Consider the following 19,238-nt stretch of genomic DNA (forward strand, 5'->3'; position numbering starts at 1 on the left):
CACTTTGTGATGAAGTGCGGTCAATATTTAAGATGGATTACAGGCAAGCTGATGGAAGAGTCGGTTTGCCTGTAATTCATATATTTAGGAAGGAATAGATGAAAAAAGTATTAAGCGGATTGATTGCGGTTGTCTTAGCTTGTTCATTAAGTGCGTGTAAGAAAGAGCCTGAAATTATTTCACTTAGCGGTAAAACCATGGGGACGACTTATCATATTCGCTACATTGATGATGGTTCTGTTAAAGAAAATTCTGAAAAAACACATGAACAAATTGAAGTAGTTTTAAAAGACGTGAATCAGAAAATGTCCACTTACATTAAAGATTCCGAATTAAGTCGCTTTAATCAAAATACACAAGTAAATACACCAATTGAAATTTCTGCTGACTTTGCCAAAGTATTACAAGAAGCGATCCGTTTAAATCAGGTTACTGAAGGTTCATTGGATGTGACTGTAGGGCCTGTAGTGAATTTATGGGGATTTGGGCCAGAAAAACGCCCAGAACGTAAGCCAACCCCAGAGCAACTTGCTGAACGTCAAGGTTGGGTGGGAATTGATAAAATTCACCTTGATATGAGCGGTAAAACCCCAACTTTAAGTAAAGCCGTGCCACAGGTTTATATTGATTTATCATCTATTGCTAAAGGTTTTGGTGTGGATCAAGTCGCGGATGTGTTAGAGCAAAACCACGTACAAAACTATATGGTGGAAATTGGCGGAGAAATCCGTGCAAAAGGTAAAAATGCCGAAAATAAAGCTTGGCAAATCGCTATTGAAAAACCGAATAATACGGGTGAAAGAGCAGTTCAAGAAGTGATTGGTTTAAATAATATGGCGATGGCAACTTCAGGTGATTACCGTATTTATTTTGAGGAAAATGGCCAACGTTTTGCTCATGAAATTGATCCGAAAACCGGCTATCCAATTCAGCATCATTTAGCCTCAATTACCGTGCTTGCCCCAAGTTCAATGACTGCTGATGGCTTATCTACAGGCCTATTTGTACTTGGCGAAGATAAAGCATTGGAAGTAGCAGAGAAAGAAAATATTCCGGTTTATTTAATTATGAAAACCGAACAAGGCTTTGAAGCCAAAATGTCTTCAGCCTTCCAAAAATTACTCGCAAATAAGGAATAATCATGCAAACTTTATTTTTTACCCTAATCGCTTTTGTGGCAATTATTGTATTAATGTCTGTGGGCTTTATCTTTAAAAAACAAAGCTTAAAAGGTAGCTGTGGCGGCCTTTCTTCACTTGGTATTGCCAAAGCCTGCGATTGCGATAAACCTTGTGACACCTTGCAAGAAAAACTGGATGCTGGCGATGAAAATGCCAAAGCTGAATATGAGCAAAAATTTGCAAAGAAAGGTGATGATTCACAATTTTATGAAGTGAAATAATTCACTCTAAATCAAGCGTACGTTGTACAACTATCTTCATTAATGGGGCGGAGGTCATTCCGCCATTTTTCAATCATTATCACCAATGTGCTTCGCCTTAACCGAAGTTACGGGAGACTTATGTTAATTTCAAATACTTATAATCAACATTTTGTACCATTGAGTGCAGAACAACTTGCCGAAAATGCCACTAAAAAAGTGATATGTGGTATGTCCGGTGGTGTGGATTCCTCCGTTTCTGCGTTTATTCTTCAACAACAAGGCTACCAAGTGGAAGGTTTGTTTATGAAAAACTGGGAAGAGGATGACGATACCGATTATTGTACGGCAGCAGCGGATTTAGCTGATGCGCAGGCAGTATGCGACAAACTAGGCATTAAACTGCATAAAATTAATTTTGCCGCGGAATATTGGGATAACGTGTTTGAGCATTTCTTAACGGAATACAAAGCCGGACGCACGCCAAACCCGGATATTCTGTGCAATAAAGAAATAAAATTTAAAGCTTTCTTGGAATATGCCGCAGAAGATTTAGGTGCTAATTATATCGCTACCGGTCATTATGTACGCCGTCGAGGTGCTGATGAACAGGCTGAGCTATTGCGTGGTTTGGATAACAATAAAGATCAAAGCTATTTCCTTTACACCTTGAGTAAAAATCAGGTAGGGCAGAGCCTTTTTCCGGTAGGTGAAATTGAAAAGCCGATCGTGCGCGCTATTGCTGAAGATTTAGGTTTAATTACCGCGAAGAAAAAAGATTCTACGGGTATTTGTTTTATCGGTGAGCGTAAGTTTAAAGATTTCTTAGCGCGTTATTTGCCTGCACAACCGGGCGATATCCGTACCGTGGATGGCGAGATTATTGGGCGCCATGAAGGCTTGATGTATCACACCCTGGGGCAGCGTAAAGGGCTGGGGATCGGTGGTTTAAAAAATGCCGGTGATGAAGCTTGGTATGTAGTAGATAAAAATGTCGAAAATAATGAATTGATTGTCGCGCAAGGACATGATCATCCACGTTTATTCTCTAAGGGCTTGCTTGCTAAACAATTGCACTGGGTGAATCGCGAACCTGTGCGAGAGGCCTTCCGTTGCACTGTGAAAACCCGTTATCGCCAAACGGATATTGCCTGTTTGGTTGAGCCTATTAATGACGATTGCATTCGAGTAATTTTTGATGAACCTCAGGCAGCGGTCACACCTGGTCAATCAGCGGTATTTTATCTAGATGAAGTCTGCTTAGGCGGTGGAATTATCGAAGAACGTTTAGACTAAACGGCAATCATAAGCAAGGCGTGCATGGCACGCCTTTTTCTTTTGTCCCAACAATTCTCTGGGGAAACGTCCTATTGTTTTTTGGAGTTTTCTTAAAAATACCATGTAAGTCATTGATTTTATTATAATTGTTTTCAAAACTCTTTTTATATAAAAATCCCCTATAAAACGCGTTGTTTTTTCTGTTATTTGAAAGAATTAAAGTATTTTGTTAGTATATGTGTACTTTTTGGAAACAATCCTTTCAATTTCTACTGAGCGTTTCCTTCAAAATCGCACTTCTCCGTGCTATCATTTGCGATGGTTCCATCTCACCATTTAGGGCTTAAGGCCTTATTTTATTTAATCTGATTTTATTTTTATTCACTTAATTTTTAAGGGGAAAGCGTTGTCTTTATCTAAATTTATGGAAAAGCAAACGTCGTTCAATCCTTTAGTGATTGGTGCAACGTTATTTTTTGTGGTGTTGCTTGTCGCGATGATTTTAATCGCACCTGAACAAACACAAACTTTATTAAATGCTGCTAAATCGGGCATTTTTGCCAACTTTAGTTGGTTTTACATATTAGCATTCTCAGTATTTTTGGGCTTTTTAGTCATTTTATCAGTCAGTAGCCTAGGTAATATCAAATTAGGCAATGATGAAGAAGAGCCTGAATTTGGTTTTCTGTCTTGGTTGGCGATGTTATTTGCTGCCGGTATGGGGGTAGGGTTGATGTTCTTTGGTGTAGCAGAGCCATTGACGCATTACTTATCTGATATTACCACAGGCAGCGCAGAGCATAAGCAACAAGAAGCCTTGTTACACACCTTATTCCACTGGGGAATTCATGCCTGGGCGGTGTATGGCACGATTGCGTTGGCATTGGCTTACTTTGGATTCCGTTACAAATTACCTTTGGCATTACGTTCTTGTTTCTATCCGTTATTGAAAGAGCGTATTAATGGCAAGTTAGGCGATCTTATCGACATTATGGCGTTACTTGCCACCTTATTTGGTGTTATCACAACATTAGGTTTTGGTGCATCACAATTGGGTGCAGGCTTACATCAATTAGGCTGGATTAGCGAAAATAGCTTCAGCTTGCAAGTTGTCGTAATTGCCGTGGTAATGAGTTTAGCGATATTTTCCGCGATTTCTGGTGTAGGGAAAGGGGTAAAAATCTTAAGTGAGCTGAATTTAACATTAGCTTTCTGTTTGTTGATTTTCGTCTTAGTGGCGGGACCGACACTTTATTTGTTATCAGCTTTTAGCGACAACATCGGAACGTATCTTAGCAACTTAGTAAAATTAAGTTTCAAAACCTATGTTTATGAACAAGAACATACTAGTTGGTTTAGCGGTTGGACAATTCTGTATTGGGCATGGTGGTGTTCTTGGGCGCCATTTGTCGGTTTATTTATTGCTCGTATTTCCAAAGGGCGTACAATTCGCGAATTTATTTTCGGCGTGTTGGTGATTCCTAGCATGTTTGGCATCTTGTGGTTTACCGTATTTGGTAATACAGCCATTTGGTTGAATGATGGTGAAGCTGCAGGTACGTTAGGACAAATGATTTCTTCGCCTGAAACGTTGCTCTTTAAGTTCTTAGATTATTTACCGCTTTCTGGCGTGACGGGCTTAGTGAGTTTGGTGGTGATTTCTTTATTTTTTATCACTTCTGCGGATTCGGGCATTTATGTATTAAATAACATTGCATCACGCGATAAAAGCCTTGCAGCACCTCGTTGGCAGGCCGTGATGTGGGGTATATTAATGTCAGTTGTGGCGATTGTGTTAATGCGTTCCGGAGGGTTAGCTAACCTCCAAGCAATGACATTGTTGGTAGCATTACCTTTCGCTATGTTGATGTTGCTGATGTGTTTTAGTTTATGGAAAGGCTTGAATGCGGATAAAAAATATTTTGATACCAAAGTTAATCCAACCAGTATTTTCTGGACAGGGGATAAGTGGAAAGAACGTTTGGAACAAATGATGAACCAAACGCAAGAAAAAGATATTTTACGTTTCCTTAAACATACGGTATTACCGGCTATGCGTGAGCTACGCCAAGAGTTAATTAGTAAATATGAATTGAGTGTGCAAATTAACACGTTATTTGATCAAGATGAACCTGCAGTCGAGTTAGTCATTCAAAAAGATTTGATGCGAGACTTTATGTACGGGGTGAAATCTATCGGTCGTGAGGTGTCAGAGCAATTAATTAATGATGATAACTTGCCACATATCCAACATAGTATGACCTATGAGCCATACACTTATTTCTTTGATGGTCGAGTGGGTTATGATGTGCAATATATGGACCAAGATGAATTGATTGCCGATATGTTGAAACATTATGAACGTTACTTAAGTTTGTTAGATGATGTGGGTCAAGAATTGATGGCACACGAACAAACAGAACTGGCTGAATAATAAGACGAAAGTGCGGTTGAAAATCCTCTAAATTTTTAACCGCACTTTTTATTTTAAAACAGATATGAAGATACAGAATACTTTCAAAGCAAATGTTATTTGGGGCAGTTTAGGCTTTAGTTTAGCGATTATTGCAGCCCTTTTATTTGATACGCAGCAAACGATATCTTATCTTGCTGCGGCGAAAGCATTTATTTTCTCTCAGTTTAGCTGGTTTTATATTTTACTGAGTGCATTTTTTCTATTCTTTTTACTCTTCTTGGCATTAGGACGATATGGCGATATTAAGCTGGGGAGTGATGAGGAGGAGCCAGAGTTTAAATTAAGCTCTTGGATCGCATTACTCTTTACCTCTGGAATTGGTATTGGCATTGTTTTCCTTGGCGTTGCTGAACCGCTTTCACATTTCCTTTCACCAATAGGTGAATATGAGAAAGTTCGAACGGCATTATTTTTTAGTATTTTTCATTGGAGTATCAGTGCTTGGGCTATTTATGGATTAATTGCACTTACGATTGCGTACTTCGGATTTCGCTATAAATTACCGTTTTCTTTACGCTCTTGTTTTTATCCCTTACTGAAAGAAAAGATTGATGGAAAAGTGGGGGATGTCATTGATATTCTCGGGATTTGTACCACCTTATTTGGCGTAGTTGCAACCTTAGGTTACAGTGCGATTCGGTTGGCGGCTGCCTTCCATTCAATGCATTTATTGGATAACTCACCGTATTTGGTTCCCCTTATTTTAGTGAGTGTTTTTATCATTGCTATCTTAATTTCACTGCAGGGTATCGCCAACGGGTTCCGTATTCTTAGTGAGCTAAATCTAGGCGTTACCTTTCTCTTTATGTTACTGGTTTTGTTATTCGGTCCGACAATATATTTAATTTCTGCTTTTACGGAAAATATTGGTACCTACTTAAGCGGTTTAATTAGAGTCGGCTTTAAGGCTTATGCCTATGATGTAGAACATCTAGACTGGTTTATGGATTGGACAGTTTTTTACTGGGCATGGTGGTTTTCGTGGGCGCCTGGCTTTGGAATTTTTATCGCACGGATTTCTCGTGGACGAACTTTACGGGAGTTTATTTTCGGCGTATTGATGGTACCAAGTTTATTCTTCGTTTTATGGTTCACTGTATTTGGTAATGGGGCAATTTGGGTCAATGAACATCTTGCTAAGGGGGCATTAGGCCAAGCTGTAAATAATGTGGGATCACTTCTTTTTGATTTTTTGAGTTATTTACCCTATTCCGGCTTAACTAAAATTTTAGCTTTATTTATTATCATACTCTTTTTTATCGTCACCATTAACTTTGGTATTTATACGCTTAATAATATCGCGATTGAAGACAAAAGCCAGGTTTCGCCTCGTTGGCAATCTATGTTTTGGGGTGGATTATTGTCAGCAGTTACGTTTGTTCTTTATCTTTTTGGTGGTATTGAAATACTCCAATCAACGATGTTGTTTTTTTCTTTACCTTTTGCTCTGTTGATGTCAGTGATGGCATGGAGTTTGTTAAAAGGCTTAGGATTTGAACGTCAATATTATTCCACAGAGGTTTCAGATTTGTGGACAGGTGCAAACTGGCGTAGCCGTTTAAGACAATTAGTTATTAAACCGAAGCAAGATGACGCCATTTTTAATCTTAAAACAACAGCGCTTTTGGCAATGAGAGAGTTACGCCAGTTACTCATTGGTACCTATGGTTTAAATGTGACATTACAGCAACATTTTGGTCGCGATAATAATCAACTGGTTCTTTCTATTGAAAATGGACTAGCAGAGGATTTTTTTTACCAAATCACCTTGTTTGAGAAGCCCGTATCTGAAACAGCACAAGTTCATCATGCATTAATGGTTTCAACCAATATTCAAGTAGAAGGTTATCCCTTGAGTATCACAAGGGAAGAGGATTTGATCGTGGACATCTTGCAATGCTATGAGCGATACATGAAAGAACTGGATTTTGTTATTTCATAACTCCTATCATATAAGCTCAGTATGCAGGACAAGAATTAATGGCTCTCGAACAAACAGAATTAGCAGAATAGTAGAAAAAGGGCAGATTCTTTAGGTTTTTGTCTGCCCTTTGAGAATAATCAATTTCGGCTATTGTTCAAGCGGATTAAAAAGGATATAGTTCACCGCGTTTTTTCATTTAATTTAATGGAGTTTTTTATGTTTGGTTTATCCCCGGCACAAATGATTATTTTGTTAGTGGTGGTTTTATTGGTTTTCGGTACCAAAAAATTACGTAATGCAGGTTCGGATTTAGGCGCCGCGGTAAAAGGCTTTAAAAAAGCAATGTCCGATGAGGAGAAAAAAGACGCTGAATTCAAACAAATTCAAAATGATACCACTGCACAAAAAAGTGAAACCGTAAAAGATAAAGAGCAGGCATAACCGTGTTTGATATTGGTTTTTCCGAACTCGTTCTATTAATGTTTGTGGGCTTAGTGGTACTAGGCCCCAAACGTTTGCCCGTGGCGATAAAAACCGTAATGGGGTGGGTTCGTACGATTCGTGGATTGGCTGCGAATGTACAGAATGAGTTAAAACAAGAGCTTAAATTGCAGGAATTGCAGGAAGGCATTAAGAAAGCGGAACAACTTAACCTCAAGCAATTGTCGCCCGAGTTAGGCAAGACTGTTGAAGAGCTTAAAGCTCAAGCACATAAAATGCGTGCCGAATTAGAGCAAAAGGCGGCAGAAGCCGGTACCACGGTGGAACAGCAAATTAAAGAAATCAAAAGTGCGGCGGAGGAAAATCATACAACCGCAGCCGAGCAGTTACAGATTGCTAGCCCACAAGCATCCGAGCAAGCATCTGAAGAGACTTCAAGCACTTCAAAGCAATCATCCGTTACTGATTTAAGCACGCTTAGTGAACATGAGCAGGCAGAATTAACCGAGCGTTTGACTGATTATTATCCGCCTGATGAGGTTGATATGACATCGAGTGTATCTCCAGCTTCCACTTCCAAAGCTAAGTCGTAGAGAATGTTATGAGCACAGTGGACGATTCCCAACCGCTAATTACCCATCTTGTAGAACTCAGAAATCGCTTATTACGTTGTGTAATTTGCGTTTTAGTGGTTTTTGTCGCGTTGGTTTATTTTTCCAATGATATTTATCATTTCGTTGCGGCACCGCTCACAGCAGTGATGCCTAAAGGCGCGACTATGATCGCGACCAATATTCAAACCCCGTTTTTTACCCCGATTAAGTTAACGGCGATTGTTGCGGTGTTTATTTCCGTGCCTTATTTGCTTTATCAAATTTGGGCGTTTGTTGCACCGGCCCTTTATCAACACGAAAAACGTCTGATTTATCCGTTACTATTTTCTAGTACGATTTTATTCTATTGCGGTGTGGCATTTGCTTACTATATTGTATTTCCGTTCGTGTTTAGTTTCTTTACCCAAACCGCACCGGAAGGGGTGGCTATCGCCACAGATATCAGTAGTTACCTTGATTTTGCTTTAGCGTTATTCTTGGCATTTGGTGTGTGTTTTGAAGTACCAGTTGCTATTATTTTGCTTTGTTGGACAGGTGTAACCACGACGAAAGCATTGGCTTCAAAACGTCCTTATATTGTAGTGGGAGCATTTTTTGTCGGGATGATCCTCACTCCACCGGACGTGTTCTCACAAACCTTACTTGCTGTACCAATGTGTCTTCTTTTTGAATTGGGCTTGTTAGTCGCGCGTTTCTATCAACCGAAAGATGATGAAGAAGAGACAACGGATGAAGAAAGTGCGGTAGATAATCAGGCTGATTTGAATCACAAAGATTAAGAAAATGGGCGTAGGTGATACGCCCTTTTAACATCATAAAAAACAGGAATATTATTATGACTCAACAAATTTTAGGCGGTTTTCCAAGCCGTCGTCTTCGTCGCTTACGTAAACATGATTTTAGCCGCCGTTTAGTGGCAGAAAATACCTTAACAGCGAATGATTTAATTTATCCGGTATTTATTATTGAAGGCGAAAATCATCGTGAACCAGTGCCTTCTATGCCTAAAGTTGAGCGTTTAACCCTCGACCAATTATTAATTGAAGCAGGTCTTTTGGTGAAATATGGTGTGCCAGTGATCGCATTATTCCCTGTGGTTGAGCAAGATAAAAAATCTTTAATGGCAGATGAAGCCTTTAACCCAAATGGTTTGGTGCAGCGTGCAGTAAAAGCATTGAAAGCTGCGTATCCAGAATTAGGCGTATTAACTGATGTGGCGCTTGATCCTTATACTATTCATGGACAAGATGGCATCATAGATGAAGAAGGCTATGTCTTAAACGATATCACGACAGATATTCTGATCAAACAGGCTCTTTCTCATGCTGAAGCAGGGGCTGATATCGTGGCTCCAAGCGATATGATGGATGGCCGTATTGGGCGTATTCGTCAGGCATTGGAAGAACATGGCCATATCAATACGCAAATTATGGCGTATTCTGCCAAGTATGCCTCTAATTACTATGGCCCATTCCGTGATGCAGTCGGTTCTGCAGGCAATTTAAAAGGTGGGGATAAGAAAACCTACCAATTGGATCCGGCAAATGGTAATGAAGGTTTACAAGAAGTCGCCCTTGATTTGCAAGAGGGGGCTGATATGGTGATGGTTAAACCGGGCATGCCATATTTAGATATGGTGTATCGTGTGAAGGATTATTTCGGCGTACCAACTTTTGCTTATCAGGTTTCCGGAGAGTATGCGATGCATATGGCAGCCATTCAAAATGGTTGGTTAAAAGAAAAAGAGTGCATTATGGAATCTTTGCTTTGCTTTAAACGGGCTGGCGCAGATGGAATTTTGACTTATTTTGCCAAACAGGTTGCCGAATGGTTGTATTTGGAAGGCAAGAATAAGTAGAGTTTTATTAGAAATTTGTGATAAAAACCACATAATTTAAATTTGATCTAATTAAAGCAGGTAAATAATGAATATTTTCCTGCTTTTTTATTTTTCTTTAATTTTTTAATAAGAAAACGTTTGCATTGTTGATTTTCCTATTGCTATATTGTGACCACGCCGCAACAAGACGGTGATAAAAACAAACACACATCATCAATTAGTAGTAGAGGAAAAACCCTATGTCAACTGTAACTTCATTAGATGCATTTCTTGCCAAAGTCGCTCAACGTGATGGTAACCAACCTGAATTTTTACAAGCCGTACGCGAAGTGTTTACTTCAATCTGGCCTTTCTTGGAAGCAAATCCTAAATACCGTTCTGAAGCCTTATTAGAGCGTTTAGTTGAACCTGAGCGTGCGATTCAATTCCGTGTAGCATGGACTGATGACCAAGGGCAAGTACAAGTCAACCGTGCTTTCCGTGTGCAATACAATAGCGCGATTGGCCCATACAAAGGAGGGATGCGTTTCCACCCATCAGTGAATTTATCTATTTTAAAATTCTTAGGGTTTGAGCAAATTTTCAAAAATGCCTTAACCACTTTGCCAATGGGCGGTGGTAAAGGTGGTTCGGATTTCGATCCTAAAGGTAAATCCGATGCTGAAGTGATGCGTTTCTGTCAAGCCTTAATGGCGGAACTTTATCGTCATATTGGCCCAGATACAGATGTTCCAGCAGGTGATATTGGGGTTGGTGGCCGTGAAGTGGGCTACCTTGCAGGCTATATGAAAAAATTATCAAATCAAGCAGCCTGCGTATTTACCGGCCGTGGTTTATCCTTCGGTGGTAGTTTAATTCGTCCGGAAGCGACTGGTTATGGTTTGGCTTACTTTGCACAAGCGATGTTGGCAGAAAAAGGCGATAGCTTCCAAGGTAAAACTGTCTTGGTTTCTGGTTCCGGTAACGTTGCTCAATATGCAATTGAAAAAGTCATGGCGCTTGGTGCAAAAGTCGTTTCTTGTTCTGACTCCGCCGGTTATGTGTATTTGCCGGATGGTTTTGATAGCGAAAAATTAGCGGCATTAATGGAACTGAAAAACGTAAAACGTGGCCGAGTAAAAGAGTTCGCTGAACAATTTGGTTTGCAATATTTTGCCGGCAAACGTCCTTGGGAAGTGAAAGCAGATATTGCTCTTCCTTGCGCAACACAAAATGAATTAGAAATTGCCGATGCCCAAGCGCTTATTGCGAATGGTGTACAACTTGTCGCAGAAGGTGCCAATATGCCAACAACCATTGAAGCCACCGAGGCATTCTTAAAAGCCGGTGTATTATTTGGTCCAGGTAAAGCGGCCAATGCCGGCGGGGTTGCGACTTCTGGTTTAGAAATGGCACAGAGCTCACAACGCTTATACTGGACATCTGAAGAAGTGGATAAACAACTTCACCGTATTATGTTGGATATTCACGCCAACTGTAAAAAATACGGTTCGTTGGAAGGTCAAGCGAATATCAACTATGTGGTTGGTGCGAATGTTGCCGGTTTCGTTAAAGTAGCAGATGCCATGTTGGCACAAGGGGTTTACTAATCCGCTAATGTTTTTAATCACACGGCTGCCTAAAGGCAGCCGTTTCTTTATGTCTTTTTTACTAACTAAAACGCCCCTTGAAAAAACTAAGTTTTGCTAAAATATGGTGTAAGTTATTGATTTTATTAGTATTGCTTTTAAAAGCCAGTTTTGGGCGACTGTTGTTGAAATTCTATACATTAGCTTGCTTTTTTGCATAAAACCTGTAAAATTTGCGGGCTTTTTGTCTATATATACAGAGAAAAAAGTAAGCTATATTCCTGGCGGCTTTCGAGCTTGGGAATATTCTTTTAGTAATTAAACATTTAGAGGAAGGTTATGGTAACCATTCGTTTATCTCGTGGCGGAGCTAAAAAACGCCCATTTTATCAAATCGTAGTAGCTGACAGCCGTTCACCGCGTGACGGTCGTTTCATTGAGCGTGTAGGTTTCTTCAACCCTATCGCACAAGGTAACGCAGAACGTCTTCGCATCGACTTAGAGCGCGTTAACCACTGGGTTGCTCAAGGCGCATCTCTTTCTGATCGCGTATCTGCTTTGGTAAAAGAAGCACAAAAAGCGGCTTAATCGCTTTTTGATTTAGTTCTTAAACTAAGATAGGTGAAGAATATGGAACAACAACGTATTGAAGTTGTGGGCAAATTAGGCTCAACCTATGGTATCCGTGGGTGGTTACGTATTTATTCATCAACAGAACAAGCCGAAAGTATTTTTGAGTATCAACCTTGGTTCTTAAAAATTAAAGGTGAATGGCAACCTGCCGAATTAGAAAATTGGCGTCATCATAATCACGAAATCATTGTTAAATTAAAAGGCGTTGATGATCGTGAAGCTGCACAGGTTTTGGCAAATGTTGAAATTGGTGTGGATTTATCCGTTTTCCCAGAACTGGAAGAGGGGGATTATTACTGGCATGACCTTATTGGTTGTACAGTCATAAACCTACAAGGTTATACGATGGGAACGGTAACGGAAATGATGGAAACCGGTTCTAATGATGTGCTAGTGGTTAAAGCCAATACCAAAGATGCTTTTGGAAAACAAGAACGGTTAATTCCGTTTTTGTATGAACAAGTAGTTAAAAGAGTCGATCTCACCACGAAAACTATTGAAGTGGATTGGGACGCTGGTTTCTAATCTCAAGTATGCACAAACGTAATGTAGTAGGCTTTTTATGTGGATAGGGATTATTTCATTATTTCCCGAAATGTTTAAAGCGATTACGGAATTTGGGGTTACAGGTAGAGCCGTAAAACAACATCTTCTGCAGGTCGAATGTTGGAATCCAAGAGATTTTACATTCGATAAGCATAAAACCGTAGATGACCGCCCTTATGGTGGTGGCCCGGGAATGTTAATGATGGTGCAACCTTTACGGGATGCTATTCATGCAGCGAAAGCTGCGGCAGGAGAAGGCGCAAAGGTAATTTACCTTTCGCCACAGGGATGTAAACTCGATCAAGGCGGCGTGACTGAGCTTGCGCAAAATCAGAAATTGATTTTAGTATGCGGGCGTTACGAAGGTATTGATGAGCGATTGATTCAAACTGAAATCGATGAAGAATGGTCAATTGGCGATTACGTTCTGACCGGTGGGGAGTTGCCGGCAATGACATTAATTGATGCTGTTGCGCGTTTTATTCCCGGTGTATTAGGCAAGCAAGCCTCTGCAGAAGAAGATTCTTTTGCTGATGGTTTATTAGATTGTCCGCATTACACCAGACCGGAAGTGTTAGAAGGATTAACTGTACCACCCGTGCTGATGTCGGGACATCACGAAGAAATTCGGAAATGGCGATTAAAACAATCGCTACAGAGAACGTGGCTCCGACGCCCTGAGCTCTTAGAAGGCCTAGCTCTGACTGACGAACAACGTAAGCTGTTAAAAGAGGCGCAAGCCGAATATAACGCTAAAATCAGTTAAATCTAGGATCATTAGATCAAAAGGATCAAACAATGTCTAACATCATTAAACAACTTGAACAAGAACAATTAAAACAAAACGTACCTAGCTTCCGCCCAGGTGATACTTTAGAAGTTAAAGTATGGGTAGTTGAAGGTAGCAAACGTCGTTTGCAAGCATTCGAAGGCGTGGTTATTGCAATTCGTAACCGTGGCTTGCACTCAGCATTCACTTTACGTAAAGTGTCTAACGGCGTAGGTGTTGAGCGTGTATTCCAAACTCACTCACCGGTTGTAGATTCAATCGCTGTTAAACGTAAAGGTGCAGTACGTAAAGCTAAACTTTACTACTTACGTGAACGTTCAGGTAAATCTGCTCGTATTAAAGAGCGTTTGGGCGAATAATTATTCGTTTGAACAAAAAGGCTTAGGGTTTTCCCTAAGCCTTTTTTCTTTGTTTAACGTCTTAATGTTTACGATAAGGACGATGATTATTGACGCCGTTATTACGGTTGTTTGGTACAGCCCGTTTTAGACGGTAGGGTTTGGGAATATCACTAATCAGCGATGCCGGATCATATTGACTGACCGGAATGGAATGACCGATATACTCTTCGATAGCCGGTAAATTCATCGCATATTGCTCGCAGGCAAAACTAATTGAAACGCCGCTTTCACCTGCCCGCCCGGTGCGCCCGATACGATGCACATAGTCTTCCCGATCATCGGGTAAATCAAAGTTAAATACGTGGGTCACATCGGGGATATGCAAACCGCGCGCAGCCACATCGGTGGCTACTAAAATATCTAATTCACCATCGGTAAATTGTTTCAGTAGTGATAGTCGTTTTTTCTGAGCCACATCCCCGGTTAACAACCCCACACGATGTCCATCAGCGGCCAAATAGCCCCAAATGTCTTCACATTTATGTTTGGTATTGGCAAACACAATGCAGCGTTCCGGCCATTCTTCTTCCATTAAGGTGAGTAATAGTGGGATTTTGTCTTGATTGGATGGATAGAACAGCTCTTCCTTAATGCGATGACCGGTTTTTTGCTCCGGTTCGATTTCGATATATTCCGGCTCATTCATATCTTCAAAGGCCAGTTCGCGCACCTTATAGGACAGGGTGGCAGAAAAGAGCATGGTAAGGCGTGCTTGAGGGGGCGGACATTTGCGTAGCAGATAGCGAATATCACGAATAAAGCCCAAATCGAACATGCGATCAGCTTCATCTAGCACCACCACTTGAATTTGTTCTAAACGAATAACACCTTGTTTCACATAATCGATAACCCGCCCGGTGGTACCGATTAAAATATCCACGCCGGCTTCGATTGCCTTCAGTTGTTTATCATAACCATCACCGCCGTAGGCTAAGGCGGTTTTCAGTCCGCTGATCTTCTCCAATGTTTCCGCATCGTGGGCGATTTGCACCGCTAATTCACGGGTTGGAGCCAAGATTAAAGCGCGCGGTTGGCCTTGAGCGTTTTGTGGATGGGTTAATAGGTGATGGAATGTTGCGGTCAAAAATGCCATGGTTTTGCCGGTACCGGTTTGCGCCTGACCAGCTACATCTTTGCCCTGTAAACTAAAAGGTAGGGAAAGTGCTTGAATCGGTGTACAGAATTCGAATCCTTTGGCTTGTAATGCCTGTTGCACAATGGGGTGCAACGGCAGGTCGGCGAAGCGTTGCCGACTTAAATAATTTTCTTGCATAATCAATACTTCGTTGTAAAAAATGCGCTAAGGATAGCACGAAGTAGCACAAAACTTTAGGAAAAGCCATGTATTATTTTTATTCTGTCTCGATAATATCTCCCAACGCCCCAATAAAAATCAAAGTTTTTCTAAAAACACAAGCTAAGTTATTGATTTTATTGATAGTCTTAAAAAAGACTTTTGTGGCACTCGTTTAGCTCATTTGGAGCTGCCAACGACCAATGTGGACGATAAAAAGACAACGACCGCTAAAGAGCGGTCGTGTCGTATGCGAGCAGTTAATTTAGATTAGTCAAAATATTTAGGATCGATACCATAGATGACATCTAAATTATGCTTTGGTAGAAAATCTTTTTCTTTCACTTGGAATTGCACGACTTTGTCATTTTGCAGTACTTTTTTCACTTCACCTTGACCTTTCCAGCAAAAAGAAACAAGCTGATTTTTGGGTTTCTCAATGGTGAGCGTGAAATCGGCAATGGGTTTTGCCCAGTTGGCGCCGGTTTTGAGAATGTAACCGAGCTCTCGGTAATAGATGCCTTGAGATTCTTTGGCTTTAACCGCGCGTTTAAATGCGGCATCGGTACAAAATTTATCGGCAAAATCTGTAAAATTGATTAAGCCGGAGAGCCACATGCCACCGCCAACTAAGGGCGCATATTCGTGGTGAATGGTGGTAATAGCGTTAGCTTTAAAGGTTTGTGGCCAGCTATAAATAATTTGTCCACCCCAAATAACATTATCGTCGCCATCACTATCTTTATAATTAAATTTAGCAAGACGCGGATCCTGACATTGCAGGATTTTTTTATCTGCCACAGTCGATTTGCGTAACCAAGGTTCCATCAATTCTTGTTCGGTGAGACCGCAGGCGCGGAGAATATCAGTCACATCATGGGAAATCAGCTCTTTTTTTTCTCCATTATCGGCATGTTGAGTTTCGTAAAAAAATGCCCGCACATGGGTTTGCGGTTTAATTTCTTTACCATCAGCATAAATTTTAAAGGAATTGATTAAACTTTGGGGGTCGGCAAAATCACCATAATCGCCCAGCATGACCTCCGGCAAGGGAAATAGCACGGTTTCGGTAATGTCTTGGTCGGTCAGATTGCGATACTCATATTCAACCTTAATTTGCTTTTGGCTGATAAACAGGTTTTCTTTTTGCATAGCAATATGCTCATTTTTTATATATTCCACACCACCGGTGGAAACAGTGCCGACGCTATCGTTGGCTTGAGTGGCAAAGGGCATACAAAGGACAGCAAATATGAGTAATTTTTTCATATGGAACCAGGGGAGATGATGAATAATTTTGACGAAATTTATCAGAAACGGACTTTAACACACAACAAAATAAAAGAGGCGTTATACGAACGCCCCCTTGAAAATAAAAGTTTTTGCTAAAACGGTATGTAAGTTATTGATTTTATTATTGTTTGCTTAAAAATCTAAATTTGCCAATCAATTGGCGTTTGCCCATGTGCGAGTAAGTATTGATTGGTTTTAGAAAAATGATGACAACCGAAAAAACCACGGTGTGCAGATAACGGTGAAGGATGGGGCGCACAGAGCACGTAGTGGCGGTTTCGATCAATAAATTGTCCTTTTTTCTGGGCGTGGCTCCCCCAGAGTAGAAAGACTAAATTTTCCTTATGTTCGTTTAATGCGGCAATGACTCGATCAGTGAAGGTTTCCCAACCGAATTTAGCATGGGAATGGGCGAGCCCTCGTTCCACGGTAAGCACCGTATTTAGTAGGAGTACGCCCTGTTCGGCCCAGTAACGCAAATCACCGTTAGCCGGCATCTGGAAGCCCGGAATGTCCTGTTGCAGTTCTTTATACATGTTTAATAAGGAAGGAGGGATAGCAACTCCCGGTTGTACCGAAAAGGCCAAACCATGGGCCTGATTGGGGCCATGGTAGGGATCTTGACCGAGAATAACCACTTTGACATTTTCTAGGGGAGTAAAACTGAAGGCATTAAACACATCAGCATGAGGTGGGTAAATCGTTTTACCTTGCGCCCGCGCAGCGGCGACCTGTTGTAGAATATGTTGAAAATAGGGTTGCTGTTTTTCTGTGCCAAGCACATCATGCCAAGTTTTCATGGAAACTCCTCAAGATAAGTTTTGGGCATTATAAACGAAGGGATTTTGCTTGGAAAATGTTAAGTAAATGTTAATTATCCTCTTGTGTTTAGAGGGATTTGTGGTTTAAACCTTAATTTAGATCAAATCCACAAAAAATGTAGGAAAAAAGAAATTGTTTTTGGTCAAAATAATTTGAAGTTTTAAAATTCTTTGATAAAATTCGCTCAGTTTTTGGTTATTTTACACTCGCCCATCTAGAGGAGGCACTTTATGATTAAAGGTATTCAAATTACTCAAGCGGCAAATGACAATTTGCTCAATTCTTTCTGGTTACTTGACAGCGAAACTAACGAAGCGCGTTGCTTAGTTGCTAAAGGCGATTTCGCAGAAGACCAAGTTGTTGCAGTAAGCGAACTAGGTCAAATCGAATATCGCGAATTACCGGTTGACGTTGCGCCAACCGTTAAAGTTGAAGGTGGTCAACACTTAAACGTAAACGTGTTACGTCGTGAAACTTTAGAAGACGCGGTAAACAATCCGGATAAATATCCACAATTAACTATCCGTGTTTCTGGTTACGCAGTACGTTTCAACTCTTTAACTCCAGAACAACAACGCGACGTTATTACTCGTACTTTCACTGAAAGCTTATAATTTCAGTCCGCATAAAAGAATAAAAACCCCGAAGCCATTCGGGGTTTTGTTTTATCTAAAATTTGACTGTGTCCTTGTTATTTTGTGTAGAATAACTCCTCTTAATAACAAGGGGGATTTATGAAAAAATTAATTTTAAGCACTGTAATTCTTGCGTTGGCGGCCTGTTCATCAGTTCCGTCAAATTTGTCAAAGCAAGATTTTGTGGGAGAATGGTCCTGCACAATGAAGTATGAAAACATCGGAGTGGGAACCGTTGATTTACTCTATTTGCGGGCGGATGGTACGGTAAAAGATGAGAACTTTATTTTTGATCATAGTTTAAATCGATACGCTGATTCTTCAATTAAAGACTATTTTCACTCGCCATTAAAATATCTGACCATTAGTCATGGTACTTGGATTTTTGATAATAACCATTTGACTTATAAATTGAAAAAGCAAAGCGCACAACGTTTAATTTATTCTGATACTTTTGCAAAATTGCAACGTACGAAGAGCTTTAAGGATATTGAGGCAAAAGCTTTTAGTGTTTATTCTGCTGGTATTGGCCAAGAAGATAGTATTGAGGTACAAGTCACTAAATATTCAAAAGATAAGTTTACGGTTGTTCAATTTGCAGACAAAAAGTATGAAGGGCAATGTGTACGGAAGGATAAAGCCGACCATCAGTTCAATGGCTTTTTAGAAGCGCTTAAAGAACACTTTAAAGTGAAATAAAGCGGTTAGCCTCTTAACGATAAGAGGCTATGTTTACTTAATTTTATTTTTCTGTTTTGCTAATCTTTCATGCATTTCGTTAAGGGCATTTGGGTTATTCCCAAATGCTTTCCCCGCATCTTGACAAACAGCGGCCGACATAAGGGATAAAGGGGAAATCTCATCTTTCATATCTGTACGCGTCGCTTTTTCCGGGATATCTAGCAATTTTTCTCCCTTGGCAAAAAATTGGGTATATATTTCAAGTCGCTCGTCTACATTAAGTACGGATATTTTTTGGGCACAATTTAACGACATCAAATTTTTCATTGATGTACCTTTCGTATCGGGATCAGACGAATTTATATTGGTTATTGTGTAATAGACCAATTCATTCGCATTATTTGGATTGATGCGAATACTTGATCTATCTAAATAAACCGGATTTTCGCCTGGTAATATCAGTAAAAATCTTCCTTGTCGAGATGTCTCCTGGACTTGTAACGATGACGTTTTCGAGCAGCTAACACAAGTAAACAGAATGAGTATTAGTGCAATAAAATTTTTCATAATAGACGTTCGTTATACGGAGAAAAATGGGGAATTAAGGTTCGGCATTCTATC

At 40.3% G+C, this 19,238-nt stretch carries 20 protein-coding genes; 16 read left to right on the forward strand and 4 right to left on the reverse strand.

Translation table 11 applies throughout. The annotated features are described in order from the left end of the window. The first annotated feature begins 98 nt into the window (after positions 1–98). The 14 genes from CKV74_RS05130 (at position 99) to rplS (ending at position 13,850) form a co-directional block, all read left to right on the forward strand. Positions 99–1,139: an FAD:protein FMN transferase gene (locus CKV74_RS05130; RefSeq protein WP_095176829.1), complete on the forward strand. Its 1,041-nt coding sequence runs from the start codon at positions 99–101 to the stop codon at positions 1,137–1,139. 2 nt (positions 1,140–1,141) lie between these two features. Beyond that, complete coding sequence (gene nqrM, locus CKV74_RS05135; RefSeq protein WP_095176830.1) at positions 1,142–1,402, forward strand: (Na+)-NQR maturation NqrM; 261 nt, start codon at positions 1,142–1,144, stop codon at positions 1,400–1,402. Positions 1,403–1,522: 120 nt separating this feature from the next. Beyond that, the gene (gene mnmA / locus CKV74_RS05140) at positions 1,523–2,677 is read left to right on the forward strand and encodes a tRNA 2-thiouridine(34) synthase MnmA (RefSeq protein ID WP_007242843.1); all 1,155 of its coding nucleotides are present in this window, start codon (positions 1,523–1,525) and stop codon (positions 2,675–2,677) included. Between the two features lie 388 nt (positions 2,678–3,065). After that, complete coding sequence (locus CKV74_RS05145) at positions 3,066–5,093, forward strand: BCCT family transporter (protein WP_164703786.1); 2,028 nt, start codon at positions 3,066–3,068, stop codon at positions 5,091–5,093. Positions 5,094–5,157: 64 nt separating this feature from the next. Beyond that, positions 5,158–7,077 carry a BCCT family transporter gene (locus tag CKV74_RS05150; RefSeq protein WP_095176832.1) on the forward strand — a complete coding sequence of 640 codons (1,920 nt, stop codon included), beginning with the start codon at positions 5,158–5,160 and terminating at the stop codon, positions 7,075–7,077. 198 nt (positions 7,078–7,275) lie between these two features. Continuing rightward, on the forward strand, positions 7,276–7,500 hold the full coding sequence (gene tatA / locus CKV74_RS05155; protein WP_007242912.1) for a twin-arginine translocase TatA/TatE family subunit: 225 nt from the start codon (positions 7,276–7,278) through the stop codon (positions 7,498–7,500). A gap of 2 nt (positions 7,501–7,502) precedes the next feature. Then, positions 7,503–8,093 (forward strand): Sec-independent protein translocase protein TatB, encoded by a 591-nt coding sequence (gene tatB / locus CKV74_RS05160; protein WP_007242958.1) that lies wholly within the window; start codon positions 7,503–7,505, stop codon positions 8,091–8,093. An 8-nt stretch (positions 8,094–8,101) separates the two neighbouring features. Further along, positions 8,102–8,893, forward strand: coding sequence for a twin-arginine translocase subunit TatC (gene tatC, locus CKV74_RS05165; protein ID WP_007243054.1), 792 nt, complete (start codon positions 8,102–8,104; stop codon positions 8,891–8,893). A gap of 56 nt (positions 8,894–8,949) precedes the next feature. Then, the gene (hemB, locus tag CKV74_RS05170; RefSeq protein WP_095176833.1) at positions 8,950–9,972 is read left to right on the forward strand and encodes a porphobilinogen synthase; all 1,023 of its coding nucleotides are present in this window, start codon (positions 8,950–8,952) and stop codon (positions 9,970–9,972) included. 221 nt (positions 9,973–10,193) lie between these two features. After that, positions 10,194–11,543 (forward strand): NADP-specific glutamate dehydrogenase, encoded by a 1,350-nt coding sequence (gene gdhA / locus CKV74_RS05175; RefSeq protein WP_007242864.1) that lies wholly within the window; start codon positions 10,194–10,196, stop codon positions 11,541–11,543. Between the two features lie 318 nt (positions 11,544–11,861). Next, on the forward strand, positions 11,862–12,110 hold the full coding sequence (gene rpsP / locus CKV74_RS05180; protein WP_007242907.1) for a 30S ribosomal protein S16: 249 nt from the start codon (positions 11,862–11,864) through the stop codon (positions 12,108–12,110). A 42-nt stretch (positions 12,111–12,152) separates the two neighbouring features. Then, complete coding sequence (gene rimM, locus CKV74_RS05185; protein ID WP_007242971.1) at positions 12,153–12,680, forward strand: ribosome maturation factor RimM; 528 nt, start codon at positions 12,153–12,155, stop codon at positions 12,678–12,680. 37 nt (positions 12,681–12,717) lie between these two features. After that, on the forward strand, positions 12,718–13,467 hold the full coding sequence (gene trmD, locus CKV74_RS05190; protein WP_007242948.1) for a tRNA (guanosine(37)-N1)-methyltransferase TrmD: 750 nt from the start codon (positions 12,718–12,720) through the stop codon (positions 13,465–13,467). Positions 13,468–13,499: 32 nt separating this feature from the next. Beyond that, positions 13,500–13,850 (forward strand): 50S ribosomal protein L19, encoded by a 351-nt coding sequence (gene rplS, locus CKV74_RS05195; protein WP_007242900.1) that lies wholly within the window; start codon positions 13,500–13,502, stop codon positions 13,848–13,850. Between the two features lie 61 nt (positions 13,851–13,911). Here the strand turns inward: rplS and rhlB are convergent, their stop codons facing one another. The 3 genes from rhlB to ung form a co-directional block, all read right to left on the reverse strand. After that, entirely contained in the window at positions 13,912–15,165 is a 1,254-nt protein-coding gene (rhlB, locus tag CKV74_RS05200) for an ATP-dependent RNA helicase RhlB (protein ID WP_007242835.1), read from the reverse strand. A 291-nt stretch (positions 15,166–15,456) separates the two neighbouring features. Beyond that, a complete protein-coding gene (locus CKV74_RS05205; RefSeq protein WP_095176834.1) occupies positions 15,457–16,455 on the reverse strand; it encodes a DUF4424 family protein in 999 nt (332 codons plus the stop codon). A 164-nt stretch (positions 16,456–16,619) separates the two neighbouring features. Then, the gene (gene ung, locus CKV74_RS05210; protein WP_007242820.1) at positions 16,620–17,279 is read right to left on the reverse strand and encodes a uracil-DNA glycosylase; all 660 of its coding nucleotides are present in this window, start codon (positions 17,277–17,279) and stop codon (positions 16,620–16,622) included. A gap of 252 nt (positions 17,280–17,531) precedes the next feature. On the opposite strand from ung, the gene grcA reads away from it, so the two are divergent. Then, positions 17,532–17,915: an autonomous glycyl radical cofactor GrcA gene (gene grcA / locus CKV74_RS05215; protein ID WP_007242872.1), complete on the forward strand. Its 384-nt coding sequence runs from the start codon at positions 17,532–17,534 to the stop codon at positions 17,913–17,915. Between the two features lie 120 nt (positions 17,916–18,035). Further along, on the forward strand, positions 18,036–18,635 hold the full coding sequence (locus CKV74_RS05220) for a hypothetical protein (protein WP_007242965.1): 600 nt from the start codon (positions 18,036–18,038) through the stop codon (positions 18,633–18,635). A 33-nt stretch (positions 18,636–18,668) separates the two neighbouring features. Here CKV74_RS05220 and CKV74_RS10390 read toward each other — a convergent pair whose 3' ends face one another. After that, positions 18,669–19,184, reverse strand: a complete 516-nt coding sequence (locus CKV74_RS10390; protein WP_123947611.1) for a surface-adhesin E family protein — start codon at positions 19,182–19,184, stop codon at positions 18,669–18,671. Between the last annotated feature and the right edge of the window lie 54 nt (positions 19,185–19,238).

The organism is Haemophilus pittmaniae (assembly GCF_900186995.1).
GTDB lineage: Bacteria > Pseudomonadota > Gammaproteobacteria > Enterobacterales > Pasteurellaceae > Haemophilus_D > Haemophilus_D pittmaniae.